Genomic DNA, 26,958 nt, shown 5'->3' with positions numbered 1-26,958 from the left:
CGGGTGGGAGTGTTGGATACTGAACAGAGAGAGAGCGCAATTTGATGGCATACTGGCTATTCCAAGGTAATCCCAAATATTATCGGGTGCTTGATGGTATCCGTGATTTCCAGCAAATGCCCTGGTTAGTCACCCGCTACCGTAAAGATATCAGCGTCGGTGATGGTGTATTAATTTGGAAAGCCGGAAGCGCCGCCGGAGTATATGCCATTGCGGAAGTGATTGCACCCGCAGAGCCCCTCAAAGACATTCCCGATCGCAACTACTGGATTGATAAAACTCGCTTAGGTTATAAACCCTGCGCCCAAATCAAATTCACTACCAAGCTCTTAGATAACCCCCTACTGCGGTCCGACTGTAAACAAGATCCCATCCTCCAAACCCTGTTAGTAATTCGTGCCCCCAACAGTACCAATTTTAAAGTTACAGATGAACAATGGCGGCGAGTCCATGAGTTAACCGGTGGAAATTGATGTTAAAACTTCAGCAGGTCTCTGTCAAATCTCCCATTATCCTTAAACCCCTCTTGCTGGATATTTCTACCTGTGTTCAACCAGGCGATCGCATTGCTTTAATGGGAGTTTCTGGGTCGGGGAAAAGTCTGTTGTTGCGATTAATTAATGGGTTAATCTCTCCCTGTAGTGGTTCTCTGTATTTCGGGGATACTAATTATCAAAATATTGACCCGGTTTCCTTACGCCAAAAAATCACCTTGGTTTTACCGGAAACTAGACTTTTGGGGATGACCGTTTATGAAGCGATCGCTTACCCCTTACGGTTGCGAAAAATCCCTAAAGATGAAATCACAACACGGGTTAATCTCTGGTTAGAAAGGTTAGCAATTCCCCCCGATATTCTACCCCTAACCGACGTGCAACTTTCCAGCCGACAGCAACAATGGATATCTCTGGCTAGGGGTTTAGTTATTCAACCGGATATCCTACTATTAGATGAACCGACGGCTAACCTTAACCCACAACAGCAACAGTCTTTGGCACAAATTTTAACCGATTTTTATCGGGGTGAAAATATGGCGATCGTCGCTACCCATGACACTGATTTTGCGAGTCAGTTCGCCACTAGGGTTTGGTATCTTCACGGCGGAGAGTTAGTTGATGACCTGCCAGTAGAACAAGTCAATTGGGCTCAATTTACTGAGGTTTTACACTCTCAAAAAACCGCAGTTGCTCAAGAGTGGGATAATCTCTAATCAGCAATTATTCCCCCAAATATGTCTGGTCCGAAAATCCCCAAATCGCATAAGTTTTGCTAATTCATCCCGCCAGATAAATTTAATCTTCCAAAGATTGTTAAGAATTATTACAATTTTATCGCGAATAGCTGTCAAAAAGTTGACGAGATTATGGGGGTTGTGCTACCATCAAATAAATCGCACCCAAGGGGTTACTATGTCTACTTGCAAAAATACAGGCTAAAACCCCGATTCTGTCGCGAAAAAAGTTATTCTCCCAGCACAAATAAAAAATCACGATGCACGAGTTTTTGGTGGAGAGGCGATCGCCTTTTTTTACCCCCCTTGACAAAAACGACATTTTGTGCATAGCCCCTCCTGAGACGGTAGTGGGAGGCTAAAATACTGCTAACTGGTGCTTTAAGTAGATAAATATATGGATGCTGGATGCGATCGTCTATAAATGGTCCTTTTGGTTAACCTAGATACTCCACCATCAAACAGCCCAGCCCTTCTTGAGGGGTGTTGGGGGAACCATTCAGCTCCCATGAGAGCCAAAACCGCTATATAATCTCAATCTCACCTTTTTCTGACAGCGTCCAATCTGAAGCATTAGTTTTAATCAGTTTAGCCGGTCTAATCAGATTAAACTTCAACGGATTACTCCGAGGATTACCACGACAATCAAACAAATCCTTGCCCGAACTATCGTACACAGCCTTCTCCATGCTTTGACTATATTTTGGAAATAGCCAAAACTCCGAACTATTTCCTGTAGTCGCAACAGCTTGGTATGAACCTTTGGTAGCGGCATTCAAAATTAGTGGTTGCGCGGTATTGCTCCGGCGCTTATTGTACATTTCGTCCGGTTCATCAACTGCTACTATGGATACATTATGAGACCAAGAATAGTTATCATTATAGTCATTAACAATCTTTTGTATTTCAGGTGGCAATTGGTTTTTAATGGGCTGATTTTGCTCATAAGTAGCCGGTGGATTTAGTAACATTTCGATTTCAGACTTAAGTTTTCTTTTGTCAGATTCGAGCGTTTCTTTATCGGCTTTTAACGTAAAAATTTCATTCATTAATTTTTTTTGTTCAGAGGCGTCTTTTTCTCGTTCTTGCTCTAAACTTTGAACCTCCTGCTGCAAATTTTGTATTGTAGTTGTCTGCAATTGAGTATAATCACTATTTTGCCGAGCCAAATCCTCGACCTGCTTTTGTAGATCTTGATTAGAATTAGATAAATTAGTGACTTGATCATTTAATGCTTGATTTTGATGTTCTAGGGCTGCAAGTTTTCCTTCATAACTGTCTATCAACTGTGGCGATACTCCCCCTAAATTTTGGCTATATCCGGGAGTCTGATTTGCAGTCTCCGCAATACTATCCAAGGTTTGTTTTAACTCTTCCAGATATTGGATAATTTGAGTCGAACTAGGATAGTTTTGAAAATATCCTGGAAGTAACTGTGACAATGAATTGTTAATTGAAGATTGAATATCATGAAGTGAAAATGAAGCACTATCCCCTTTATTATAAAGATCCAATACATTGTCATTGATAATTTTTAAATCTCGTGATGAATTTGAAACCACTTCATTGAGCGTATTTTCAAGAGAGGCTAGGCGCTGGGTAATCTTTGTATATTCATTAGGAGGACGTGAGCTTGGTTTCTGTAGAGATTGAGGAGGTTGTCCATTTTGGGTCTGAGGCTGTCTTCTTTGTGAACGGATTAAATTAGGCTTGTATAAATAGATGAGTATAAAAATTATAACTATAGTAACTACTATTATAATTATAGTGACTACTATAGTAGCCAAAATTTGCGGTACAGAATTATTGGAGTTGGTATGTTGCGATGGGGTTGGTTGAACTTGCTGAGATGCCGGATTCGTTTCTGAGGAAGAAGGTGACTGAGTTAATTGTTGGTTGGCGGACTGTCGGATTAGACCCAACTCCCTGTTGATGTTCGATAAAGATTCTGTCAATGAATTTATATCGGCAACTCCTAGGGTGGGATTTAATCCACCATTTAAGCTATCAGTTGGTGTCAATATGCCATCAATTGTATCGATGTCTTTTTTTATGATGTTCCTAGAAATTTGACTAATATTCAACAGTTGATTATCAGTCTCCCACCTCTCCCACCTCTCTTTAAACTCCGACCACTGATTTGGAAAATCTGCCGGAATAGGGTTAATATCATTCCCCTGAATACCCCTATTATCCATCTCATAGCTACGAGCTTTGAGACTTGATTCAAGATTCTGAATTTTCTGGGTTAGCTCCTCCAAATCGTTCAAAGGGACTGAAGGAGCGTTTGCGTTTTCTGTAGCAGGAGAGGTGGCGGGTAGTTGGCTGCTACCCGTGTCGGGCGGTTGTGATGTACAGCCACCCAGAAGGCTGACAGATAACACCGCCACGGAAAGTGTCTTCAAAAGAAGTTTCTGATTGTTCATGGGTTGGATTTACTTGATGTTTTCGAGTAAAGCTTTCAGTTCCAAAATAAACGGGGGTTCCTTGCGAATATCATTGACATTACCTGTCATATTCAGCAACTTGTCATCAAGGGTTGTATTTGTATCACGCAGCAGCCTTTCCCGTCTTCTTTCATCTCTATATGCTTCTAGGGGCTTAATGCTTTGAATTTTCAAATCAGTTAATGCCTTATGAAACTCATCGAGAAAATTTTCTAAGTAATTCAGTTTAGCAACCTTAAATGTATTGACCTCCTCCGGAAGTTGTAGGCGATCGCTCCACGAAATTTCTTCTCCATTGACCAGACAATCTTCCCCAGCAAATGGCTCTTCATCTTCTTCTTCAAGCCCCGTTAGCCCTGTTGCGTTTTGATCTAACACCAAACCACAAGCCACTTCTGCCTTGGGTTGACTGCTCAAAAACGTTCTTTCTCCTCTGTCGGGGAAACCCGATCCTTTACTTAACATTCGGCTGAATAAACGATGAGCATCGCAGTCTGAATCAAACAGCCCCCCAGGTGAAAGCCAGTGGAAAATACGGCAACCATTGCCCCCAATATAAACGGGTGTATTATCTTGGCGATCGTATTTTCCTTCTAAGTGCAGAGCTTGTAAAATGGAGCCGACATAGTAATACAACCCAGAAATCCCGATCGCCGTTCTCTGCAAGATGTATTGCAAGTCCGGATCATCATCTATCAAACCGCGCTGCTTCCTCAGCCATTCTTCCCCTTTCTCAGACAGAACCGCATTCAACTTGGCATAAAAGGCTTCTTCTTTATTTCCACTAGCCAGGCTGTCAATATTAATCTTAAATTGCTGCTGGACAAATCGGGGTTTCTGTTTGAAAAATTGGGAGAAGAGCAAATTCCCCGCCAACAAAACAGAGCATTGGTGAATGAGTTTACGCCTCACCCAAATCGAGATATCAGAACTGCCTCCCCCCATGTCAATGCAGGTGGTATAAAGCAAATTTTGTCCTTCCTCAGCATAAAAGTATTGGGCTAAGGCAACACTTTCGGAGCGGTAATATATTCTTGGATTCGGATCTAATGGCGCAAATTGGAGTCCGGTTTGGTTGGGTAAATCTTCAATGATTCTTTGCCAGTTGGTTCTATATTGGCTTTTATCGTTAGGAGAAAACGAAGAGGGGTAGGAAAACGTCCATTTGAGGATTCTCACCTGATTCTTGGTTGCTTCGGCAGCGATCACCAAAGCTAAATCTTCCAAAAATCGTTGGTTGTCGTCGTTGTTGCCTCGTTTCCACTTAAGGTCTGTTTTAATGTCATCATGCTCGGGATTAAACATATCCAGATTTTGGGATTCTGGAATATATATCCGACCATCAAAAATTCGTTCTTGTTCTCCTCTCGTTCCCAGGGTGGTGAGTACCGTTGCCAGGGGAAATTTTTGGGGAACAGGAGAGAAGAAATATTGATAAAGTAAACTCGAACGCTTCCCGCCCATGATTGCTGTCACTTGCAGATTTAAGGGCGATAGTTCCAGAGGTCTTGCTGTATTGTTGATGCTATAGTAAACGTTAGTGAATGAAGTGCCAAAATCGATGCCAACAGTCCAGGTTTTATTGGGGTTTCCGTCGGGGATTCTTGGTGGCGTTTGCAGGAGAATAACCCCCAAAGTTAAGTCGGGATACTCTTCAGATTGGCAGGTCACAAATCCGGGAAAATTTGGCAGTCGGCTCAGTTGAAAGTCATCGATAACGGGGGGATGTACTGCCTCTACATTCGGAAACTGTACTCGGAAAGTTTTTTCAGTTTCAACTTTCTTAAAGTAGTAAAAGGCATAATACTCTCGCCATCCGGTGGCTTGGAAATTTGGCCAAACTTCCAGGACAGGAACCTCGTTTAAGGCATGATCTTCGATAATGGGATACTCTCGCTCAATGCGATACTCTCCCTCAGACAAGGGCAGAGTGAGGCTGACTTGTACTCCCGGTGTCGTTCCAATTTGAGTGGGTTTCAGTTCAATTTTGCTAATTAGTTCCTCTGGGGTAAAGTAGTTGAGGAGTTGGGGATTGATGGGAAGGAGGGGAGTGAGGTGATGTTCGTTGTTCTCCGAATCTAAATAGGTGACATTTTCATATCCCTGGGGCATTAGTCCGCCGGGTAATTGATTGGCTTCTTCGATAAAATAGAAGTCTTTTAAAAAGATGTCGGCGACGCAGAGATAATCTTCATTGGCTTTAAGCTTTCTTTTAAACTCCTCTAGGTTGAAGTTGACCAAACTGGTGTCGTAGATCCAGATATCTTTCTGTTTTTTATGAATCCATTGATCGAGCAGGGTTTGGCGATCGGGAATAATATATAGAGCTTTTTGACCAATATTCATTCGGGGCATCAACTGGACGCTAGAAGGCATGGCTTTCTCCCCAATCGGGGTATTGAATGCTCCTAATGGTCCTCCGTAAATGGGAACACCAAAATAATTAGCTTTTTTAGAGGGTCTGAGGCGTTGACCGGCTGGCGCGCTTCCCAGGGCTGTTTCTAATTCGGTTTGAAATTCGTTAACCAGTTCTTTGATTGTTCTGACATATCCTGATTCTCTTGAACAAGTTTCGACTTGAGCTTTCAGGTTATCCAGCCACAGCCACAGTTGTATTTTCTCGTCCTGTGTCAGGTGATCTTCTGGGGTAAGGGGCGATCGCAACTTTCCTTCCTGCCACCAAGGCAAGCCAGTCCAGTCCCCATCAGCACTCGGACATAGGAGGGTACTGGGGGAAGTCATCCCCACTGGGCGATCGTTCCATAAAAACAGAAAAATCTTTGTCCAAGGATTAGTTCGACCCGCATCTAGGGAATAAACACTCCTGTTTTGATCCGGAATCAGTTCCAGCAAAGAACTGATCAATTTATCTTGAGGATGCCCAGTCAAATCTAAAAATTTGGCGCGAAGGTCAAATCCTTGGACTTCTGCCAGAGCGATCGCCGCTAACATTCCTTTCCATTGTTCTTGAAAAGCCGAACGCAAGGGATGGGGACTGTTGTCCGTCAGCACCATTTCGACCCACAGGGGACGTGCCCAGATATCGGGAATTGAACAAACATTTCCCGTTTCTCTTCCATCTGGCAAGGCGAGGCTGTTCGCCAGGCTATCGAATGTTACATTAGTGCTACGTTGCCACTGTCCATGTCCGTCCATTCCGACAGACGCACCGGGTTTTAAGGGAGGCAGAAATAATTTGGTTGCAGATTCAGGGTTTGATACCATGATAATTCAATGATGACAACTGAATGATTTACAGATCGCGATCAATAATAATTTTATAGAGTGATTTTGCCAGACCAATTGCCCCTCTATTATTGGGCGAATCTATATCCCTAGGGTTAAGTTTCGATAAAATGTCGTTGATTTCCTTGGTTTTATCGTCTGGAACTAGGTTGGAAAAATCATTTCTTTCCATCTCCTTGAGAGAACCATTTTTATCCAAGAAAACCTCCCAGTTAAACCATTTAATCGACGGTTCGGAACGACCGATCGCACCCAACCATTGCAAGTAATTGGTACACCAATCGCTAATGGCTTTAATGTGATCTTGTTCGTCTCTCAGCTCCCTGGGTCTAAAGAATTTGAGAGACCAGGCAACTTGTTTCGGTTTGTCGCGAGCGTGTTCGAGATCCGGAGCGATCGCCGCCAGCCATGCAAAGGCGAATCGAGTCGCCGCCACCACCCGGCTTCGCACCAGATTGAATTCGGGAATATCGCTCCAAGTCAAGGCCTCCGGGTTTTCTCGACTCAGCAGCATCACCTGACGTGCTGCAGGTTTGTCTGTCACTAGAAAATCCCGCAGCGCTAACGCCCCATAAAATTCCAGAAAATGGGGAGGATTCCGCTGATCGTTCCCTCCGGGACTAAATTTTTCTACAGATGAAAACCTGGGGAGTCCGAGCATATAAACACTATCAAACTTGAGTTCAGTTTGGTTGGCATAGTACCGCAAAGCTGCCTCCGTTTGGAGAATAAAGTCCTGCGATCGCGCCAAGACCTTTTCATTTTTATAATCCTGGGTTGGATGAAATTGGAAGTAGGGGAGCAAGAGCAAGCAGCCAAATTTAATTTTTCCGAGTAAATTTTCCCCATCCGGTCCCAGCTTGTTGGCCAGCAATCGCCCCAGGGTGGGCAACCCAGCCGCCCCGGTGCCACCAAAAATCGAACCGCACAAAAACACCTTCGGTGAGTTCCCGCCTTGACTGTCTGCATTAATCTGTTGGATCAGAGCGTCCCAGTTGGCATCCTCTCTCCCTTGTTGGGTCAACTGGCTGATAATCGCCGCACCGATGGCGGGTCTGCCTTTAAATCCTTTCGTGAGGTGGAGGTCGCGTTCTTCCTTGGGGTAAAGAACATCAAACAAAAGTTTTTTCTCGTCTTCATCTTGACTGTATGGGAAGGCATCTTCGAGGGTCGCATCCGTCCGTTCAAAAACAGACCATGCTCCACCTTGAATCGGATCGATTTTTGAACTCATCCAGGGTCGGGATGGATGAACATTAAAATGTTGGTGACAGTCTTGGTAAATCTTCCGGGTGTTGTTGGTAGCGGAGGCATTGCCATTTCCCGTATCAGGATCGATTAACAAAATTTGCAAATCTTCGCTCCTCTCGTTATGGGAAAACAAACCCACTGCCGCAGCATGAATCATGGATTCAACGAGTTTGGCTCCCGTGCCACCAATGGCAATAATGTAAGCAGTCATCAGTTTAGTCTATCCTCAAAACACGGCGAATTTCAAAGGCTAACGGCACCACATGGGCTAGGGGTGAAGGAGTCGATACGGCAGTGGAAAGCCAGAACGTCAACACCATATTGAGGAGCAGAAAACCCACAAACCAGGGGAATGCCGCTGTGCTGGCTTTTCCGAATACCCAGATATTGCCGATTAGAACCAGCAGCGGCAACAACAGCACAATCCACCATTTCACCATCGCCGATTTGGTGTCCTTGGGAGCGAAATGTCGCCTCATTTGGACAGCCATCATGTACCAGATCACGCTGCCAATTAATGAGACTGACCATACAATCAGGGAGGCCCTCTCAAAGATACTCGCAACCCACCTTGTCGGATCGACATCCCATAAAGCAATAGAGCCACTCCTAAACAGCCAGCTCTGAATGGGAATTACAATAGCGCCCGCCGCTATCGCTAAAAACCAGCGCAATATTTCTAGCCCGCGACCTTCGAGATCAATCATTTTTTGGAAACTGCTTTAGCAGTAATTTGTACTGTATTTGTTGTTTGATGATATGATTTTTAAATCACCATACACAAAACCAGCTTTTTTTTTGTATATTTTGATACATTTTACAATTCTTAACACAAAACCGGGACTAGAAAAAGCGGGAGTTATTACCATGCTGAAAAAGGGATTTCAAGTGACAATGATGATTTTCTGTCTGTCTCTGGCTGCTTGTGCGCCAAAGCAGATCACCAAAGATTGCGACTTGCCGGGGATATGGGTGGAAACCGAGGAAGTCAACAGTTCGATTACCCCCATTATCCAAATTGATGGTACTCCCTCTATGCAGGGGTTTGTGACGATTCCCACCAGTCGCTATATTCGCACTCTCAGGCTGATTGATACGGTTGTCACCACAGCTTTTGCTAATTCTCAACCACCTCAATACTACCGTTTTGGCATGGCAAGAAGCCGATTCACGGATGAAAGCTCTTCCTTAAGTGCACAAAAACCGTGGTTTTATGATCGTACCCTTGAAAAATTGTTAGATGCTGATCTCGATGTGGCGATCGCACCTGTGGAAGGCAACCCTAGAGAGCAAATTTCCATTATCATAGTCGATCTGTATCAGCAAGATGGGGAAATTGCTAGAGTTCTCAATAGCTTGAGAGTCAACTATTTGGAGAAAGGACTCGCTGTCGGCATTTTAGCGGTTAAGAGTGAATTTGATGGAATCGTCTATGATATTGGACTGAACAATGAATCGGTTCAGTACCGGACGACGCAAAATCAACCGGAAGGTTTCCAGCCTTTTTATGTTTTGGTGTTGTCAACCTATGAAAATGTAGCCCATTTTTTCGATCGCATAAAAACCGCCAGTCAGAGTGAAGGTTTAAACTTTACAGATGATAAGTTTGTGATTTTTTATCCTCGCTTTTTATCGGAACCATTGAGATTAAATATCGACCCCAATCCCGGCAACTTTAATAATGTTGATGGTATTCGACGATTGCATACCATCAATGATGGCAACGTCATGGTTTCAGTAGGCGATCGCCAAACCACAGAAATTTTGATGTTGACGAATCCCAACAGCCAGGACAAGAAGATTCCCTATCAAATTCCTTATCAAGGTTTACCTTATTTACTGCCGATTAATGATATCCAAGTAGAAGTTTCCCCAAGCATCTATAACTCGGAGGATAGGAGTTTTGTTCCGTTTAATCCCAATCCCATCCAATTCCATAACTGGAATATCGACGGCAATAAATTGAATTTCGATATCAACTTTAATACCAGGGTGATGACCAGTGGAGTTTACTGGTTTACCGTAGATTTATCACCTAAAAGTCTGCAATCACCCCCTTGGTGGACTGAATGGAATCTACGGGAAAATGAACCATTCAAGGGGGGTACAACCTATAATTTATTGCCTTTTATGGAAAACTTAAAAAAGCTGAACTTAGAACTCCACCAAGATACAGGAATGGGTCGATTGTGCTACCTTCTTCACCAAAATTTTTAGGGATGCAGTTACCTATAAACAACCCAATCGCCTGATACTTTTTTAGCCAGATTAAGCATCCCCCTAAAACACTGCTAACTGGTGCTTTAAGTCACGAATGGCGGCGCTGGTGTTGCGCTGATAGGCAATTTCTAAACATCGGGCGACCACATCAGCCAGGTTCACCTCCGGGAAATATTGGCTTTGGGATTTCACCTGATACTCATCCCCTTGCAGTTGGTAAATCAACAGTTGTTGTTGACGAAATAACCACACTTCCGGGACTCGATATGGGAGATAATCCAGAATATCTGAATAGCTGGTGACATCAATTTCCAGGACTAAATCCGGCGGCGGGTCCTTGCGCCAATCAATCCGTTCCTTACCCGAAACTGCTTGCCAATGGTTAATATAAAAGCAATAGTCCGGTTCAATGGCGCTTTGTTCTGGTAGTCCCATGGTCACTGGAGTAAAGGAATCATATTCGCGCCCTGTCCAATCAAGCAACACTTTGATGATGTCTGCAATTAGGCTGGCATCTCGTCCGTGTTTGGGTAAAGGAGACATCAGCAACACTTCTCCAGAACGATACTTAATTCGGGGAATAGAACCGTCACCCCGGCTCAAGCATAATGTCTGATACTCCTGCCAGGTTCCCGGTAGCTTTACCACACTGCCTGCTGGTAGTTTAATCTCTTCGGGAGAAATGACTGCATACATGATTGAGTCCCTCAAAGGGGGGTGAACTATTGCCTTCCTATGTTAAATCTTTCCCGATACTCTGGAATTATCCCCCCAAAGATGTCTAGTCTCCCCATTACATAACTTTTGCTAATTCATACCGCCAGATAAATTTAATCTTCTCAAGATTGTTAAGAATTGTTACAATTTTATCGCGAATAGCTCTCAAAAAGTTGACGAGATTATGGGGGTTGTGCTACCATCAGATAAATCGCACCCAAGGGGTTACTATGTCTACTTGCCAAAATACAGGCTAAAACCCCGATTCTGTCGCGAAAAAAGTTATTCTCTCAGCACAAATAAAAAATCACGATGCACGAGTTTTTGGTGGAGAGGCGATCGCCTTTTTTTACCCCCCTTGACAAAAACGACATTTTGTGAATAGCAAGGGAACCGAAAGGGGGAAAAGGTTACTGGGAGGGCTGTATAGGGTAATCTTCAATGGTTGATGATTAATTGCGATCGCACCCTTCACCCCTTCACTCCAGCCCGTACCTTCCGGTTGAACTTTCCCCCCCCCAGAGTGTTTTAGAAAACTTCTCAGGCTGAACTATCCAGTCGGGGGAAACAGTTAAAAGCCGCCGGAATTTATGATATTTAAGCACTGGGTATGATGACTTTGATTTCAGTCTGCCAATTAAAATCATCTGCATTAAATGTATATAGTTTGCTCAGTTGATGCCATAGATATCACTTCTGGCGATCGCGTCCTTTGCGCCAATATCGGCTACCAACCAATCAAATTCTCGTTCGAGTTCTTCCAATTCTTTTCTGTCGATATTTTGGGGATGGGTTAAATAGGGGGAAAATGAATCCTTCTGTCGGGCTACCAACTTGAACGCCGCCACAACTTCTTCGATAACGGTAATTTGTTGGGGCGTGAGACCGCTTACATCAATTATTTTAGGGTTCATCGCGGGTTAGGAAATGCCGAAAATTACACATTTATTATGGTAGCAGTTCTCCGCCAGGGTGGGAACTATCAATCCCATCATAGCGATCGCACCTCGGTAGTTATTTTGACTCATCTCTGTCTCCGCTGGTCCCCCCATTACATAACTTTTGCTAATTCATACCGCCAGATAAATTTAATCTTCTCAAGATTGTTAAGAATTGTTACGATTTTATCGCAAATTACTCTCAAAAAGTTGACGAGATTATGGGGGTTGTGCTACCATCAGATAAATCGCACCCAAGGGGTTACTATGTCTACTTGCCAAAATACAGGCTAAAACCCCGATTCTGTCGCGAAAAAAGTTATTCTCCCAGCACAAATAAAAAATCACGATGCACGAGTTTTTGGTGGAGAGGCGATCGCCTTTTTTTACCCCCCTTGACAAAAACGACATTTTGTGAATAGTAAGGGAACCGAAAGGGGGAAAAGGTTACTGGGAGGGCTGTATAGGGTAATCTTCAATGGTTGATGATTAATTGCGATCGCACCCCCTCTACAACGCGGTTCATTCCGACAGAATTAGAGGCTTTAAACAAAACCCGATCGCCGGGTTTAAGGAATGCGAGAACCTTATCAATCATCAACTGATGAGCCTGGGGGGAAGCGAGGTCTTGAATATCAATAAAATCGACTCCCATAGCCCCCTCAGCCATAGCTTGAGCCTCAGCCAAATCCGCCAAAATAAATAAACCATCCAAATTGAGCCTTTCAGTTTCCGCCCCCACTTGCTGATGAAATTCAAGCGATCGCTCACCCAACTCCTTCATAGTCCCCAACACAGCAATATGTCGATTACCCGGAGTTTCCGCCAACAATTTTAACGCCGCCAAAGTCGATTCTAAACCGGCATTATAGGTTTCATCTAACAACATAATATCATCAGCCAGGCTATAACGTTTAGCTCGTCCTTGTGGCATTTGAAGGGATAAGCCAGTGCTGATGGGTGCATAAAGTTCTTCGGCGGAAATCTCCCAACCAGCGATCGCCCTAAGCACCGCCAAAGCCGCCAAAAAATTCGAGGCATTATGAGACCCTGGTAAGGGTAAAGGTAAATCAATTCCCTCCACCCGGATAGTTTCATGTCCTAATAATTCACCCTGTAAAATTCCCCCCTCCAAACCATAGGTAATAGTTGTTCCCGCCCAAACCTGAGTGGCTGTTGACATGAGGCGGCGGTTATCATGATTAAGCACAGCGATTGATGTATCCGGCATTTCCGCCAGCAATTCACACTTAGCACGAGCGATCGCATCTTCCGAACCCAAGCGGCCGATATGAGCAGTTCCCACATTCACAATTACCCCCACAGTAGGACGGGTTATGCGAGTTAAATCCGCAATTTCTCCGGGTCCGCGCATAGCCATTTCAATGACAGCAAAATCATGATCAGAGCGCAATTCTAGGAGAGTTTTCGGGACTCCTATTTCGTTGTTGTAATTACCGAAGGTTTTGTGAACCTTACCATGATGAGAAAGTACAGCGGAAATCAGTTCTTTAGTAGTAGTTTTTCCCACGGAACCCGTCACCCCAATGACAGGAATAGGAAAGCGATCGCGCCAACTGCGTGCGAGGGTCTGATAAGCCTGTAAAGTATCAGCCACTGGAATTAAGGGAAATTCCGGGTGAGAAACAGCAAATTCCCGACTAACCACCGCACAAAGGGCTCCTTTAGCGATCGCCGCCGCCACAAAATCATGTCCATCAAAGCGATCGCCCGGCAATGCCACAAACACCTCTCCCCGTTGGAGGTTACGAGTATCAGTTGTGATACCAATCACCGGGAAGTTAGCAGACGCATCACAGGATACTTCCCCATTTATTGTTAAAATCTGCAACAGTTGGGTCAGGGTAAACAGCTCAGACATAATTGATCGCATCTACTCCCATCAATAGGAATTAGTAACCAGAGGCAATTTTGGCAATAACCGAGAGTTATAGTCAAGATTGCCATGGCGGCATTTAGCCCAAAATCATTATAATGTTTGGGTTGAAATTCACAAAAATTGCCAACTTTTGTTAACACTCTAAAGTTTGCCATCGCAATTATACAACCCTGAGTTCAATGAATAATATACCAGGCGATCGTCATAATCGACCTACATCCCCCGAAGAACAGGAACTATATAATCACTGGCTAGAGCAGGTAGAAACCCAAAGTACAGATATCCTGTTGGAGCGCTTCCGGCTGCTTTTTATCCAAGGAACAGGCTACCCCAATCATCAGATAGTCCAATTGATGCGGAAGTTGTTACGGGCGAAACACATTGAGGGTGACTTTAATTTTATCATCAACCGATGCTGCTACATTCTGATCAACAGATGGCACACCCACCCAGAACGCCGACAAGGTATTTATCGCCTGGTTGATCTATTTGATAGCCAAAAGTCAGTTTATACTGCATCTTCTGCTATCAAGTCCCGATACATTCAGCAACTATCCTATTTAGTTAACAACTTCCGAAACAGCCCCCAGTACCAAACCATGAAACGGTTTGCTGAGGTTTTGTGTGAGCCATTACAATCTAGCCCAAGTATGATTGAGAGTCAACCCCTGAGAACCCTAATTCCCCGTTATCCATACTTATACCGATATTGTCTAATTAACGATGATAGTCCCTACGAACATCAACAAATGATTCAGACAATTAAGTTACAGAAACAGAAAAAATTTGAACTGGAATTGTCTAAATATGCCTTGTACCAAATGCGACAAAACGCCCGATCTACGAAACCACAAGAACTGACCACTACCGCCACGCTTGCTGCGACTAACCCGACACTCCTGAGCAACGAGGAGCTATTTTTTGCTCTACAGTAATTTGTGGGTAAAGTGCAAGGGTCCAATACTTATCGAGACTTAGCCCATAGGTTTATCTCCCATACCAATGATCACCAAACCTTTAGGGACTTTAAATCCGATTTGTATGAATACCTCAGTGACAACCCTTTTAAGTCCAGTTACCTGAATAGACAATTTTACGAAAAACTGTATAAGCAGTTACAAAATACTATCCCCCAAAGTGATGAGCAACCTTTTAATGAGTTCCTGATGTTGAGAACCTGTTCTCAACTGTTAAACTACCTGGTGGTAGAGAGTCCCCAAAAACCTCAGCATTTCGTGTTTATCGATCTGATCGCCAATATTGGTCCGACCTTTATGGTCAGCTTGTTACTGAAAATTGTACTGCTGTGTCGTCAGGTTAAGCCTTCCTTAGAAAAACGGTTCTCGGTGCTGTTCAACCATTATGAATCATCCTCTACCCAAGGGCTACAGTGGCTGGTGAAGGTTCTGGAAAACTTGAATGTGGCTTTGACTACCAATTTTGGCAAAGTTGACCTGTCCTTTATTCGCTAGGGGAATCAAAGAAGAGGGGGAAGAAAAGGCGATCGCATAGTGATCAAAATCATTGTTGTCGATCAGGAATTTTGTGATAGAATTGTCTGCGTGAGTCAGCTTCGGTTCTGTACTTCCCAATCGGTTACAGATCTAGTTACAGATTCTGCCTATTCTGTGTCGGCAGGTATTGCTCCGAAACTGAGTTATGTCAAGCGTGTTAATGTTGGAGTCATTCCATGTCGATATACGTCGGTAACTTGTCCTATGACGTTACCCCAGATGATTTAAGCGCAGCTTTTGCTGAATACGGAACAGTTAAACGGTCAATGATCCCTACAGACCGAGAAACTGGGCGATCTAGGGGCTTTGGCTTTGTGGAAATGTCTAGTGAAGATGAGGAGAAAGTCGCCATAAATGCCCTCGACGGGGCGGAATGGAAGGGTCGTTCTCTGAAAGTCAATAAAGCCAGACCCCGAGACAACAATAGACAGCGCGGAGGTTTTAATCGGGATTATTAGTAAAGATAAACATCAGTTTTTAGCAGCTTCAGAATAAGCCACAATATTAGAGAGACGGGTTTTGCGGAGTTAGCAGAACCCGTTTCCTTTATCGTTAAGCTGTCCTTATGCCTGGGTTTTTCTACCCATTATTTCAGATGAGCATAGATCAAGAACTAGACAATACTATTTCAACTTTTGCTGATATTGAGGCTGAGTTAAACCTGCGTCATGCTCAAGATGTCCTGCGGGACTTGGTGAAAAATCTCGACTTGACCTCCTCAGAACGTCAGGGACTCGAATCTGATCTCAGTGGCTTACAACAGATGCTTGATAAACTAGAGCATACCTCTATACAAATTGCGGTTTTTGGTATGGTGGGCCGTGGGAAATCTTCGATTTTGAATGCCCTATTGGGTCAAACGGTATTTGCTACGGGTCCCACCCATGGTATTACTCGGACCACAGAAGCTAAACCCTGGCAGGTGGAAGGCGAAAACCTCACGGGCGCAATGTCTTATCGTATTTCTCAGGTTGAACTTATTGATACACCGGGTATTGATGAGGTTGACGGTCAGACCCGCGAACAAATGGCGCGTCAGGTGGCAGAAAAAGCTGATTTATTGCTATTTGTGATTGCGGGCGATATCACCCAGGTGGAATATCAAGCCCTCTCCTGGCTGCGAGATGCCGGAAAACCAATGCTTTTGGTGTTTAATAAGATTGATCAATATCCACCTGGCGATCGCCAAGCTATTTATGAAAAAATTAGGGATGAGCGAGTGCGGGAATTGCTCTCTCCTGATGAAATTGTCATGGTAGCGGCCTGTCCCTTGGTGGCTTCGGCGGTGCGCCGCCCTGATGGTCGTTTTCAAACTCAATTGACCCGAGGGGAACCTCAAATTAATGACCTCAAATTAAAGATTCTCGATATCTTAGACCGGGAGGGTAAATCTTTAATCGCCCTTAATACTATGCTCTATGCGGAAGATGTCAATGAGCAGGTGGTGCAGCGGAAACTAGAAATTCGCGCCGATCAGGCTAATAGTGTGATCTGGAATGCTACTATTACTAAGGCAGTGGCGATCGCTCTTAATCCCCTCACCGCTATTGATTTACTCAGTGGGGTCGCTATTGATATCACCCTGATTTTAACCTTATCGAAGCTCTACGGCATCCCTATGACCCAACGGGGAGCTTTAGATTTACTCCGGAAAATTGCCCTCGGTATGGGGGGTATTGGAGCCAGTGAACTGATTACTAATTTGGGCCTGAGTTCCCTTAAAGGCTTTCTGGGACTCACAGCCCCTGCTACCGGAGGCGCTACCCTCGCTCCCTATTTGTCTGTTGCTTTTACTCAGGCGGCGGTGGCGGGGGTCTCTACTTACGGCATTGGTCAGGTGACAACTACCTATCTGGCTAATGGGGCTTCCTGGGGAGAAGATAAGCCTAAAGCAGCAGTGAGGCGGATTCTGTTATCATTAGATGGGGCCTCTATTTTGAGTCGTATTAAGGACGAACTATGGATGAAATTAGGGTTGGAGGCATCAAATTAGCCGTAGCGTGGGTATTCTCTGTTATGGATGAACTACCTGACTTCACTCTCTAAATATGATGAGTAGTATTCCAGAGCAAACTTGGAAAGCAGATATTTTGGTGGTTGATGATCAGCCGGAAAATCTCCATCTTTTATCTTCTTTACTTCGACAAGTCGGTTATAATGTTAGACAGTCTCTTAATGCTGAGATGGCTCTAACTTCCGTTGGGGCAAAATTGCCAGATTTAATATTGCTGGATGTCCGAATACCTGGGATGAGTGGCTATGAACTATGTCGCCATTTAAAAAGTAGTGAAAATACTAGCAAAATCCCGATTATTTTTTTGAGCGCCCTTAATGATATTGACTCGATTATGGAGGGTTTTCAAGTAGGCGGTGTCGATTATATTACTAAGCCTTTTCATAACTCAGAAGTCCTGATCAGAGTTAATACACAACTGCGACTTTATCAACTCCAAAAACAACTGGAACTGCAAAATCAATCCCTCCAAGAACAGATCCGCCTCAGTCAGATATATTTACACGATCGCCAGGTGGCAGAGGCTACCTCCAAACTCTTGGAAAAAGCGATCGCTGCTACCCAAAATGGCGTGGTTATTACTGACCCTAATCAGCCCGACAATCCCATTATTTATGTGAATTTTGGGTTTGAAAGACTCACTGGTTATCCAGCCCATGAAATTCTGGGGTCTAACTGTAGGTTTCTTCAGGGAAACGAACGAGATCAACCCGCCCTAGATGATATTCGACAGGCGATCGCTGAAGCCGAAGAATGCCGCGTCATTCTCAAAAACTATCGCCGAGATGGTACAATGTTCTGGAATGAATTGTTTATTTCTCCGGTGAGAAATGAACAGGGGGAATTAACTAATTTTATTGGCATTCAAACTGATGTCACCGAGCGCAAAAAGTCCGAAGAAGCCCTAGAAAGGTCAAGAATTGCCCTCAAAAAAACCAACCAAGAATTACAACGCCTCGCTCTCTATGACGACTTAACCCAAGTGGCTAACCGTCGCCGTTTTAATGAATATTTAGCCTATAATTGGCATCGCTGCAGTAGAGAACAAGAACCCATAGCTTTAATTCTCTGTGATGTAGATTATTTTAAACCATATAATGATACCTTCGGACATCAAGCCGGAGATGATTGTTTACATAAAATAGCTAGAGCCATTTCTGGCGCTATTCAACGTTCAGTAGATCTGGTGGCTCGTTATGGTGGCGAAGAATTTGCTATTATTCTCCCTAATACACCCATCAATGGTGCGGTCAAAGTCGCTGAACGTATCCGTAAAGAAGTGGAAAATCTCCGTGTTCCTCACCCGGGTTCTCAAAGTAGTGATTATGTTACCGTGAGCCTGGGGGTGGCTTGCAAAATTCCCCATTCTGAGTTATCTGTAGATAGTTTAATCGCTCAGGCTGACGAGGCTCTCTATCAAGCTAAAAATCAGGGTCGGAACTGTACTGTTATCGCTGAGTCTCCCAGTTGTGAATTGTTAAAAATTGACGATAGCAACCCAATTTGTTTCCCCCACACTGCCAAGAGTACACCCTTATTGTAGAATAGGGGCTAGTTTTGTGCTGTTATTAAGATAATGTCTAGGCTATCTATTTGTACTCTCTCACCTTTAAACCTGCTCAAACGCTATGGCGCATTACCGTTTTTGATGGTAGTTGCCACTATTATCGGTTTAGAGACTTCTGTGGCTTTTCCTGAGCCGATAAAAGCTGATTCTCAACAGCAGCAAAGTCCCCTCAGCGGCACTAACAAAATTGTGGTGGTCGGAGATAGTATCACCCAAGCGGGAGGACAATATGGGGGTTATGTGTGGTTGTTCAGACGCTACCTTAATACTCTTTATCCGGGAGAGTCTATTGAGATTATTCCCTCGGGAGTTTCGGGAAATAAATCAACGGACCTAGAAGCTAGATTTCATCAGGATGTCCTCTTACACCGACCTAATTTAGTGGTGATTAATGTGGGAGTTAATGATGTGATGCAAAGTTTTCATAAATCTTCGGAATCAGAAACAGACCCATCTCCTTTAGAAATCTATCGCCAAAAATTAAGCGCTATGGTCAAGGCGGCTAGAGCTAGAAATATTCGGGTTTTGCTACTATCTCCTACGATTATTTATGAAGACTTAAATAGTCGTGAAAATATCCGTATGGTTGAATATATTAATGCTATGCGAGATGTGGCGGCTCAAAATCAAGTACAGTTTCTTGACCTACATACCCCCTTCCGCCATATTATCATGACTTATCAGCGCTATGGAGGGCGATCGCAAAATATTCTCACCCGCGACGGTATCCACCCTAACCACGCCGGACATCAAATAATGACCTATATTCTGCTGCGGGGTTTAGGGGTTCCTGAAGATAAAATCCAGCATTTAACCTTTGACTAAACCCTTAAAATATGTCGGTCAATTGTAGATAGTTAAGGGAGGGGAAAAGTCCCTAAAATGCGATCGACTCCCGTCCCTCGGCTGTTCTCCCCGTCCGATACATAATCCCCATCGATATCTACTAAAATGACCCCAGCCTGGAAGTAACATTGCAGGTCGGCTTCGGGTCTGTCTTCGGAAACTAAAATATTGATATCCCCGCTTTCGATCGCACACTGAAACCGGATGTTTTTAATCTCTTCGGGATAGGTATTTAACAATTCTTCGGCATAGGGTTGAGAGTCTGGCCAACTGCTGAGAAAGCGATTTTCCTCTCCGGGAAAAGGCAGGGTAATTAGGGAACTTCCTTCTCGTGCGCCATAGTCGTCTACTTCCCGATTCCAACAAGCCAGGACTACCCGCCGCCCCCGATTACGATGTTCGTACACCTGTAGGGATAAAATGCGATCGCCTTCACAAGTTAGATTAAACTCCGGCCAAGTTTCTGATAAAGTGTGGAACAATTGATCACAACTGATGTCATGGCACGAACCCGGTATATTGCTAGGGGGGGGACTGGAGATGGCGATCGTCTCAAGAGTCAAAAATAGTGAACCCCAGACCCAAACAGACACTGGAATCAGACGGTTAAGTTTCATGGAAGTTAAGATATCGCAGTTTCTTGACTCCTGCAAGGTTTTCGATAACCAGAGAAGGCTCGGTTGAAGGTAGTCTCGATTCATGTTAGGATTGGTGTTGAAGGCTGGCATTTGATCCACAAGGGAAAAAAATTTTCGCCCGTACTGATTCCGTCAAATCAAGTGAGCTAAATATTGCTTGTAATGTACAGCATCAGGTAAGTTAGTAAATGCCGATGCTAGAGGTGTGCTGAATATACTGCACTGAGCTGAATATACTAAGGAACAGCTAAAGTAGGCTGCGTCTGGTTTTGACGACCATTGATGCTCACAAATCAGACCCGTGGCGACGCACCGCATCTCAGTAAAGGAGATTAAAGAGAGCGAGAAAGAGTTTCTCGTAATCGAGTATGGTTACTGGATACAGCCTTTAAGAATCGCTCTCAAGAATCTCGGACCCTAAACTGCACATAGTCGATACAAAACTTAGAGGAGGTGACATTATGGTTAAACAAGAGCAAACCAAGTTCAGAACCATTCAACTCACTGAAGGTGTATTAGTTTCAACTCCCATTGAAGAATTCTGCATCCCTGCCCTACGAGCCGGGTTTTCTGGATATCCGGTCAATCCCCGTTGGAGTGGTGTCAAATTCCATGCTTGGAAAATTGGTCGCCAGATGCGCGAAGACCTATCAAAAGGTATTCTGGTAGTGCGGACTACTGATTCTATGTTGGTTTTAGCAGAAAATGAAGCCAACCAGGAAACTACAGAAACTCCATCTACATCTCAAAAATCGGGATTGATGTTTTCGACGCTGTTTCGCCGTAAAAAACGCGAGTTGACTCCAGCTTGAACAGCAGACTAGGGCGGTGTATAGCCGCCCTAAATTATGGTCTGGCAGGGGAAGCGGACTTTTTTTTTTGCGCGACAGGTTTGCTAGGATAGGATAGAACTAATTTTAAACTGACTCCCAATGTCTCCTCAAACGCCTGCTGATTTAACTGTAGTTGAAGCCCAAAGACTCCTAGAACAGTTCACTTGTATGGATATCACCGCTACAGCATCTATAGATAATCCAGTAAGGGTGCGCCAAGCGTTAGTGCTTCTAGCGAATGAGTCAGAGTATCAAATGCTGGGAATTTGTGCATCTTCGCGGACAGAGGCGATAACAGCATTAAAGGAATACTTACCGAAACTGGGTTACAACGCTGAGATTAACTCGGATGAGATTCCCGATATTGAAGGCCCAGTCTATATCAAGTTTAATGGTCGCAGTGTGTCTTACCATATTAGCCCCTACCTAGAAAAGTATCGGGGGGTACTGGTTTCCTGTCAGTCTTTAGAGGAAAATGGGGTGAACGGTACTTATGGCCATTTTCCTTTAGATCTGTTTGCTACAGCCTAGTAGGGGTCTTTCCCGGTGGGGCTGAAATTATCGGGGGGTGTGGACTACTGGTTGAATGGGTGAAAACCGGGAAAAATGGTTCGGGTATCTCTGAACTGCTGGGGTGTCAAATATGAGGAATTTTAGGGCAGTATAGTAAAGAGTCCCGATAAATTGGTATAATCACAGATTTACCATCGGGGACTTGACCTAGACCGAATAGTATGACATAATGTGAAGAGATGTAAACCTAGCTAAGTTTAAAATAAGCATCTCGGGTGGCCTTAGAGTGGATGACTAAGGCTCTGACATTGAAAATGGTTGTGAGCGATCGCGGTGACTAAATTTGTAGGTGAGTCCATGGATCTCAGTATGTTGGGGTCTATGCTTTAAAATCGGACACTAAAAACCTCGTGGCGATAAAGTAAAAGGAATTTAGCTTCAGAACATCAGGACAACATATCTACCAGAAGGCAAGGCTTTCAAACAACGGATCATATTTTTTATAACGGAGGGCATATTGACTATCCTGACTGTCTATCTCACTCCTTGCTAGGGGGTCGCTGCCAGTTTATTAGCTGTTTAGGGAGGGTAAAATTGACTATGGCAACTGCTAAAACCACACAAACTGAATTAACGTCGCGGAACCCCCGCTCTGGTGCTTCCATGGATGCAGTGCGGACTTATTTGCACGAAATTGGTCGAGTGCCACTGTTGACCCGAGAAGAAGAAATCATCTACGGTAAAAAAGTACAGCAGATGATGAATCTGTTGGAAGTTCGCGATGAGTTAACGAAAGAACTCGATCGCGATCCTACTCCAGAGGAATGGTCGGCGAAGGCTGGACTGAGTGAGTCGGAAATGACTGATATCATCAATCGTGGTCGTCGTGCGAAGCAGAAAATGATTGAGGCGAATTTGCGACTGGTGGTGTCTATCGCCAAGAAGTACCAAAAACGCAATATGGAGTTTTTGGATTTGATCCAAGAGGGAACTCTGGGTTTGGAACGGGGTGTTGAGAAGTTCGACCCGATGCGAGGGTATAAGTTCTCAACTTATGCTTACTGGTGGATTCGCCAAGCGATTACCCGTGCGATCGCCCAAAACTCTCGGACTATCCGCCTGCCGATCCATATTACGGAAAAACTGAACAAAATTAAAAGAGTTCAGCGGGAATTGTTCCAGCAGTATGGTCGCAATGCCACTCCCACGGAAATTGCGAAAGCATTAGATTTGGAACCGTCTCAGATTCGGGATTATTTGTTAGCTTCCCGCCATCCGGTTTCCCTTGACCTGCGAGTTGGTGATAACCAAGATACGGAACTGCAAGATCTGCTCGAAGATGAATCGGCTTCTGCTGATAGCTATGTTACTCAACAACTGTTGCGGCAGGATCTCAAGGATATGATGGCGGATCTGACTCCCCAGCAGCGGGAAGTGTTGACTTTGCGCTACGGTCTCAACGACGGTAAGGAAATGTCTTTATCGAAAGTGGGAGTACAGATGAATATCAGTCGTGAACGGGTGCGCCAGTTGGAAAACCAGGCTTTGAACCACCTGCGTCGTCGTAAAGCCCAGGTGCGGGAATATCTGGCTTGCTAATCGATATGGATGATTAACCCGGTTTCTCCCGAAGCCGGGTTTTTCAAGGATCTAGTTGTTGTTGTTGATTAGTTTCTAGTTTGACCTGAAGTTGTCGGGCGATGGGTTGGTTAGGATTCAAATTTAGGGCGGTGGCGATCGCATCTTTAGCGGCTTGGAGTTCACCTAACTGTTGTAAAGCATAACCTCGCAGTGCCCAAGCGTTGGCATTTTCTGGCTGAATGCGAGTGGCTTGTTGATAGGCAAAAAGGGCATCTTGGTAATTTTCCAAGGCAATCAAGGCGGTTCCCATGTTATACCATCCCTGGAAAAAGTCAGGGTTAAGGATTACGGCTTCTTTGGCTGAAATGACGGCTTCAGCATACTGTTGGGCTTCCCAGAGGGCGACGCTGCGACTAGACCATAGTTCGGGGTTGTTTCGGCCTTTTTCCACTGCCATATTATAGGCTGCGATCGCCTCTTCAAAGCGTTTCAAGGAAGCCAAAATCCGACCACGATTTTGCCAAGCCTGGGCTAAATTTGGATCAAGTTCGATAGCGCGGGCGACGGACTCCAAGGCGGCTAGATAATCTTCCTGATACCAGAGGATAACGGCAGCGTTGTTCCAGGCTTGGGGATAGTCGGGTTGCAATTCGATGGCAGTGTTATTAGCAACTGTTGCGGCTTGGAGTTCTCCCTGGGCGGCGAGGGCGACTCCCAACTGGCTCCAGGCGGTGGCTGGACCCCACTGATCCCAAAAACCATCTCCTTCTAGGGCGGCTCCGCAGGCTTTTTGGGCGGCTTGATATTCTCCTAAATCGTTTAATAATTGACACTGATTAACCAGTGCGAAGGAATAATCAGAACGCAGTCTGATGGCTTGTTCGTAGGCGTTCAGGGCTTCGCTAAGGCGGTTGAGGGAGGTTAAAGCAAACCCCATAGCAGCCCAGAGAGTGGGGTCTTCTTGGTTCAAACTCAGGGCGCGTTGAAAAGATGTCTTTGCCTGTTCATAATCTGCTAAATTCAGATAGGCAAATCCCTGATATTTCCAGGCGATATCGGGGCTGATTTCCCCCCAGTTGTTATCAATTTCCAGGGCTCTCTCGCAGGAGGCGATCGCTTTATAGGGTTGGTCTAATTGATGGAAACAATAGCACTGATGCACCAGGGTTTGAGAATTATTGGGTTGGAGTTGTAGGGCTTGCTGATAAGTGTCTAAAGCGGCTTGATATTGCCCTTGACGCTGGTGAATTAACCCTTTTTGAAACCAGACAAGGGCGGGGGTGATTTCATGCCAACGGCGGTCAATTTCTAAGGCTTGGTCGCAATCTTTCATGGCCTCTTGGTAGCGCCCTAAAGCAGATAATGCGGTGCAGCGATAGGCGAGAACTCGGGAATATTTCGACTCCCGTTCGAGGATTCGGTCAGCGGAGGCGATCGCTTGGGTATACTGTTGGATAGCCAATAAAATACGGGTTCGTTCTACCCATATTTCCAGGGCTTTGGGTTTTAAAATAATGGCGCGATCGCAAGCACTGAGGGCTTTTTGATACTCTTGGCGATCGACTAATAGGCGACAAAGATTCACCCAATAGTCGAAATCTTCTAACCCCTCGAGAGAGTCGGAATTTCCGGGCTCTGGAGAGGGTGGGGTGGGTAAAGATTGCAGGGGCTCTGGGACTGACATTGATAGCGTATCCGACCCATGGTTCGGAAAAATGGGATTTCTGGCTTGAGGGAGGTTGACTGGGGGGATAGATGGGCGATTAAGCCTTGGTAATTGCCGGATTTGGGCTAAAGTGGTATAGGTGGCGATCGCCCTACCGGACATCAACAATAATGCCGTTAGGATGACACTGCCGAAACTCCCAAGTTTTGCTAGAATGCCCACCAATGCCCCATTCATGGTTTTTGGGTTTCAATTTTCATCATGGGGCTGATTATAGAACTTAGGAAAGCCAAGCCTGGTTTTTTTAATGTAATTTAAAGATTTTCCTATGGCAAGTCTGACTGATTATTGGGAGGCGATCGCCCCTGCTATTTCGCCGGATTTAATTTCGCCGGAATCCCTGGGCCATTTGGCGGCGGTGGGGGGACATTTCCCTAGTGCGATCGCGTCTTTGGTGGGGTTTGAATGTCGCCTAGCAGACCCTCAACCCCAAGCTGATCTGTTTTTGCGGGTGGTTCCCGAAAACGGAGGTCGCGACATCCTCGCTGGCGGTGAAGCCGTGGAAACGCTTCCGAAATTATATCATTTGTTGGCTGGTTCTGCGACAATTCCCGTCCTGTCTTCTCGGTTAATTGAGCATCCAGTATGGCGAAAAATTCGCCTATTTTGCCGGGAATGGTCTAACCCTGAGACATCCTTTTATCGGACTGTTAATGATTTATGGTTAGAGTTTGATTTAACGGGGGATTTAACGGGGGATTTAACTACTGATAGAGTCATTCCGGTTCCCAGTGTATTTTGGGGTTCGGAACAGGGGGCGGATTTAGAAAATCATCTCAATTGGTGGCTAGACAGTCGGTTAACTTCTGCACAAAGCCAAATTATTCACCAGACTTTCCAGGCTTTACCTCCAACGGCAAAATTATTTCAAAGTGGGGTTTTATTGAGTCGAAATTCTCAGGCGCTAAGATTTTATATAGCTGATATTTCTCCTACACAAATATATGGGTATCTTGAACAACTGGGATGGTTAGGCGATCGCTATAGTATCGGAGCAATTTTAGCTCTGCTATCTGTGGGGATAAATAAAACTAATTTACAGTTAGAAATTGATGGGAATAGTCTCAGTGAGCAAATAGCGGTAGAATGCTATTTAGAAAATCGACAAGCCTGGCAAATCTTTCTTGATGGTTTAGTTAAAACCGGATTTTGTCTACCTCAAAAACGAGACGCAATCCTGAGTTTTGGGGGCTTGACCCATGAGAGAGATTCCCCGGAAAAGTGGCCGGACACTTTACGGCGGCGCTCTCAACTTCTGGGTGAGGATTGGGAAAGTGTCTTATTTCGGAGATTAGCTTATTTAAAACTGACTTATCGCCGGGGAATACCTTTAGAATTTAAAGCATATTTAGGGGTTCAACCTGGCTGGATCAATACTAAATCTTGGGGAGTCAAATTATAAATATGCGAGCATTTATAGAAGCGATCGCGAATCATCCAGAATTGCAGAACAAAATTATGGCGGCTGACAACATTCAAGACTTGCTGAAAATTGCCGCATCGGCTGGATATAATATGACTATCAAAGAATTAGAAACTACCCTAACTGAAGATTTTGGTGAACTGGTCCTTGAGTTAGAGAATAACCCTGGTATTTCTGCTGGTTACGCCGGCATTTTGCTAACTCAACTGATAGAATCGATCTGTTTTTCTAGTTAAAATACGGATTGATTCCTAACCATTGTGAATTTTAGTTAACATTTATGCTGCTCCTCTGTGGAAAACTGTATAATAATTAGCGCCAAAGGTTATGCGATCGCCGATTTTGTCTGGCAG

Annotated in this window: 23 protein-coding genes; 14 read left to right on the top strand and 9 right to left on the bottom strand. The window is 44.6% G+C overall.

The features are described 5' to 3' along the window. Positions 1-44 precede the first annotated feature (44 nt). Positions 45-473 carry an EVE domain-containing protein gene (locus N39L_RS05875; RefSeq protein WP_006617655.1) on the top strand — a complete coding sequence of 143 codons (429 nt, stop codon included), beginning with the start codon at positions 45-47 and terminating at the stop codon, positions 471-473. After that, positions 473-1,210 carry an ABC transporter ATP-binding protein gene (locus N39L_RS05870; protein WP_014274596.1) on the top strand — a complete coding sequence of 246 codons (738 nt, stop codon included), beginning with the start codon at positions 473-475 and terminating at the stop codon, positions 1,208-1,210. Before N39L_RS05875 ends, N39L_RS05870 begins: the two co-directional genes overlap by 1 nt. Positions 1,211-1,755: 545 nt before the next feature. On the opposite strand, the gene N39L_RS05865 is transcribed toward N39L_RS05870, so the two are convergent. The 4 genes from N39L_RS05865 to N39L_RS05850 are packed head-to-tail and all read right to left on the bottom strand — an operon-like array spanning position 1,756 to position 8,882. Next, a complete protein-coding gene (locus N39L_RS05865; RefSeq protein WP_014274594.1) occupies positions 1,756-3,657 on the bottom strand; it encodes a hypothetical protein in 1,902 nt (633 codons plus the stop codon). Between the two features lie 9 nt (positions 3,658-3,666). Continuing rightward, positions 3,667-6,903: a hypothetical protein gene (locus N39L_RS05860; RefSeq protein ID WP_014274593.1), complete on the bottom strand. Its 3,237-nt coding sequence runs from the start codon at positions 6,901-6,903 to the stop codon at positions 3,667-3,669. Positions 6,904-6,931: 28 nt separating this feature from the next. Next, positions 6,932-8,386 carry a hypothetical protein gene (locus N39L_RS05855; RefSeq protein WP_014274592.1) on the bottom strand — a complete coding sequence of 485 codons (1,455 nt, stop codon included), beginning with the start codon at positions 8,384-8,386 and terminating at the stop codon, positions 6,932-6,934. A 4-nt stretch (positions 8,387-8,390) separates the two neighbouring features. Then, positions 8,391-8,882, bottom strand: a complete 492-nt coding sequence (locus N39L_RS05850) for a hypothetical protein (protein ID WP_014274591.1) — start codon at positions 8,880-8,882, stop codon at positions 8,391-8,393. 100 nt (positions 8,883-8,982) lie between these two features. Here N39L_RS05850 and N39L_RS05845 point away from each other — a divergent pair, with 100 nt between their 5' ends. Continuing rightward, positions 8,983-10,392, top strand: a complete 1,410-nt coding sequence (locus N39L_RS05845; protein ID WP_231852103.1) for a hypothetical protein — start codon at positions 8,983-8,985, stop codon at positions 10,390-10,392. 63 nt (positions 10,393-10,455) lie between these two features. Here N39L_RS05845 and N39L_RS05840 read toward each other — a convergent pair whose 3' ends face one another. The 3 genes from N39L_RS05840 to N39L_RS05830 form a co-directional block, all read right to left on the bottom strand. Beyond that, positions 10,456-11,091: a Uma2 family endonuclease gene (locus N39L_RS05840; protein ID WP_006615926.1), complete on the bottom strand. Its 636-nt coding sequence runs from the start codon at positions 11,089-11,091 to the stop codon at positions 10,456-10,458. Positions 11,092-11,783: 692 nt separating this feature from the next. Continuing rightward, the gene (locus N39L_RS05835; protein ID WP_006615839.1) at positions 11,784-12,026 is read right to left on the bottom strand and encodes a hypothetical protein; all 243 of its coding nucleotides are present in this window, start codon (positions 12,024-12,026) and stop codon (positions 11,784-11,786) included. 499 nt (positions 12,027-12,525) lie between these two features. Then, positions 12,526-13,932 carry a UDP-N-acetylmuramoyl-tripeptide--D-alanyl-D-alanine ligase gene (locus N39L_RS05830; RefSeq protein WP_014274588.1) on the bottom strand — a complete coding sequence of 469 codons (1,407 nt, stop codon included), beginning with the start codon at positions 13,930-13,932 and terminating at the stop codon, positions 12,526-12,528. Between the two features lie 197 nt (positions 13,933-14,129). On the opposite strand from N39L_RS05830, the gene N39L_RS05825 reads away from it, so the two are divergent. The 6 genes from N39L_RS05825 to N39L_RS05800 all read left to right on the top strand — a co-directional run bounded on the left by N39L_RS05825 (position 14,130) and on the right by N39L_RS05800 (position 19,870). Continuing rightward, on the top strand, positions 14,130-14,885 hold the full coding sequence (locus N39L_RS05825) for a hypothetical protein (RefSeq protein ID WP_014274586.1): 756 nt from the start codon (positions 14,130-14,132) through the stop codon (positions 14,883-14,885). A 3-nt stretch (positions 14,886-14,888) separates the two neighbouring features. After that, complete coding sequence (locus N39L_RS05820; protein ID WP_014274585.1) at positions 14,889-15,422, top strand: Sll1247 family protein; 534 nt, start codon at positions 14,889-14,891, stop codon at positions 15,420-15,422. Between the two features lie 218 nt (positions 15,423-15,640). After that, positions 15,641-15,922, top strand: a complete 282-nt coding sequence (gene rbp, locus N39L_RS05815) for an RNA-binding regulator (RefSeq protein ID WP_014274584.1) — start codon at positions 15,641-15,643, stop codon at positions 15,920-15,922. A gap of 137 nt (positions 15,923-16,059) precedes the next feature. Then, entirely contained in the window at positions 16,060-17,457 is a 1,398-nt protein-coding gene (locus N39L_RS05810) for a GTP-binding protein (RefSeq protein ID WP_006618142.1), read from the top strand. Positions 17,458-17,512: 55 nt separating this feature from the next. After that, positions 17,513-19,021 carry a diguanylate cyclase domain-containing protein gene (locus tag N39L_RS05805; protein WP_070105220.1) on the top strand — a complete coding sequence of 503 codons (1,509 nt, stop codon included), beginning with the start codon at positions 17,513-17,515 and terminating at the stop codon, positions 19,019-19,021. A gap of 33 nt (positions 19,022-19,054) precedes the next feature. Beyond that, a complete protein-coding gene (locus N39L_RS05800; protein ID WP_014274581.1) occupies positions 19,055-19,870 on the top strand; it encodes an SGNH/GDSL hydrolase family protein in 816 nt (271 codons plus the stop codon). Positions 19,871-19,902: 32 nt separating this feature from the next. Here N39L_RS05800 and N39L_RS05795 read toward each other — a convergent pair whose 3' ends face one another. After that, complete coding sequence (locus N39L_RS05795; RefSeq protein ID WP_231852102.1) at positions 19,903-20,619, bottom strand: hypothetical protein; 717 nt, start codon at positions 20,617-20,619, stop codon at positions 19,903-19,905. Positions 20,620-20,990: 371 nt separating this feature from the next. Here N39L_RS05795 and N39L_RS05790 point away from each other — a divergent pair, with 371 nt between their 5' ends. The 3 genes from N39L_RS05790 (at position 20,991) to N39L_RS05780 (ending at position 23,474) form a co-directional block, all read left to right on the top strand. Further along, positions 20,991-21,341, top strand: a complete 351-nt coding sequence (locus N39L_RS05790; protein WP_006618146.1) for a hypothetical protein — start codon at positions 20,991-20,993, stop codon at positions 21,339-21,341. Positions 21,342-21,461: 120 nt separating this feature from the next. Continuing rightward, the gene (locus N39L_RS05785) at positions 21,462-21,893 is read left to right on the top strand and encodes a DUF1824 family protein (protein WP_006618147.1); all 432 of its coding nucleotides are present in this window, start codon (positions 21,462-21,464) and stop codon (positions 21,891-21,893) included. Between the two features lie 582 nt (positions 21,894-22,475). Then, on the top strand, positions 22,476-23,474 hold the full coding sequence (locus N39L_RS05780; RefSeq protein WP_006618148.1) for an RNA polymerase sigma factor, RpoD/SigA family: 999 nt from the start codon (positions 22,476-22,478) through the stop codon (positions 23,472-23,474). A gap of 43 nt (positions 23,475-23,517) precedes the next feature. On the opposite strand, the gene N39L_RS05775 is transcribed toward N39L_RS05780, so the two are convergent. After that, the gene (locus tag N39L_RS05775) at positions 23,518-25,359 is read right to left on the bottom strand and encodes a tetratricopeptide repeat protein (protein WP_014274578.1); all 1,842 of its coding nucleotides are present in this window, start codon (positions 25,357-25,359) and stop codon (positions 23,518-23,520) included. A 91-nt stretch (positions 25,360-25,450) separates the two neighbouring features. On the opposite strand from N39L_RS05775, the gene N39L_RS05770 reads away from it, so the two are divergent. Together N39L_RS05770 and N39L_RS05765 are read left to right on the top strand one after the other, a co-directional pair. After that, on the top strand, positions 25,451-26,584 hold the full coding sequence (locus N39L_RS05770; RefSeq protein WP_014274577.1) for a hypothetical protein: 1,134 nt from the start codon (positions 25,451-25,453) through the stop codon (positions 26,582-26,584). Positions 26,585-26,586: 2 nt separating this feature from the next. Beyond that, complete coding sequence (locus N39L_RS05765; RefSeq protein WP_006618151.1) at positions 26,587-26,841, top strand: Nif11-like leader peptide family natural product precursor; 255 nt, start codon at positions 26,587-26,589, stop codon at positions 26,839-26,841. The last annotated feature ends 117 nt before the right edge of the window (positions 26,842-26,958 follow it).

The sequence above is a fragment of the Limnospira platensis NIES-39 genome (assembly GCF_026000695.1).
In the GTDB taxonomy this organism is placed as follows: domain Bacteria; phylum Cyanobacteriota; class Cyanobacteriia; order Cyanobacteriales; family Microcoleaceae; genus Limnospira; species Limnospira platensis.
The sequence above is the reverse complement of the archived record's forward strand: the minus strand, read 5'-3'. Positions and strand labels throughout refer to the sequence as shown.